At 60.6% G+C, this 1,122-nt stretch carries 1 protein-coding gene; it reads left to right on the top strand.

All coding sequences use genetic code 11. The annotated features are described in order from the left end of the window. Positions 1–130 precede the first annotated feature (130 nt). Positions 131–1,122 (top strand): IS110 family transposase (locus tag KW841_RS29405; RefSeq protein WP_256357991.1); only part of this gene is annotated, 992 nt, incomplete at its 3' end.

Below are 1,122 nucleotides of genomic sequence, written 5' to 3' on the forward strand. Positions count from 1 at the left end.
CTGTAATTGGATGGACTCGCCCAAGCCGAGGCGTCAATGCGCCACGGTGGCAGTCTAAACAGCCAACGACAGCGAGGGCGAGTCCATGAAAAATCATAGTTCGATTAATCAATCCCTGTCTTCTTCCGGTTTGTCGGCCTGCACAACCTTGGCGGTCGATCTGGCCAAACAGGTCTTTCAGGTCGCCGGCGAAGATATCCTCGGCCAGGTGCTCTACGAGCAGCGGATCAAGTCGCGCGAGGCGTTTTATGATTTTCTCCGACAGTTGTCGCCTCATGTCATGGTTTTGATGGAGACCGGTCCGGGTGCCCAGGCCTGGGCCCGGCAGCTGCAAGACCAAGGCAATCCGGTGCGGATTCTTCCAGCCGGTTTGGTGGCCACACATCGCAGCGGGCCTAAGAATGATCGCAACGATGCGCTGGCGATCCTGCGGGCTAATCGCGATGAAAAAATCTGCGCCGTACCGGTCAAAAGCGTTGCGGCGCTGGCCATGCAGGCGTTGCATCGCGCCCGCCAGGGCTATGTGCGTCGACGCACGGCCCTCAGTAATCAGATGCGCGGCCTGCTGCTTGAGCACGGCGTAGCCTTGGCACAGGGCGATGTTGCGATCAGCCAGAAAATCCCGCGGGTGCTGGAAGATGCCACCCAGCCGGTGCCGGGCCTGCTGCGTGAACTGATCGACGAACTGTTGGCCGAGTGGCGCCATTTGGGTGAGCGCATCAGCGTACTGACGGGACGCCTGGAAGTGGCCGCCAACGCCGACATGACGGCGAAGCGGCTAATGACTGTGCGCGGCATCGGCCCGGTCACTGCCACGGCACTGGTGGCCAAGGAAACCAAGCCTGAGCGATTTCCCAATGCCCGCAAGTTTGCCGCGTACTTTGGCATGGTGCCTGACCAGCACAGCACCGGGGAGACAGTCCGGTTGGGGGACATGACCAAGCGAGGTGATGCTTATTTACGCAGTCTGATGATCCAGGGAGCCCATGCGGTGCTGCAACAACTACGACCTGATTCCCAGCAACCCGATGACCGCCGCTTGTTGCACTGGATGAGCCGGTTGGGCCGCAAGGAGGCTGCGATCAGGCTAGCCAACCGCAACCTGCGAATCGTCTGGGTGCT

Origin of the sequence: Pseudomonas sp. PDM28 (assembly GCF_019219115.1) — a bacterium.
Taxonomy (GTDB): Bacteria; Pseudomonadota; Gammaproteobacteria; order Pseudomonadales; family Pseudomonadaceae; genus Aquipseudomonas; species Aquipseudomonas laurylsulfatiphila.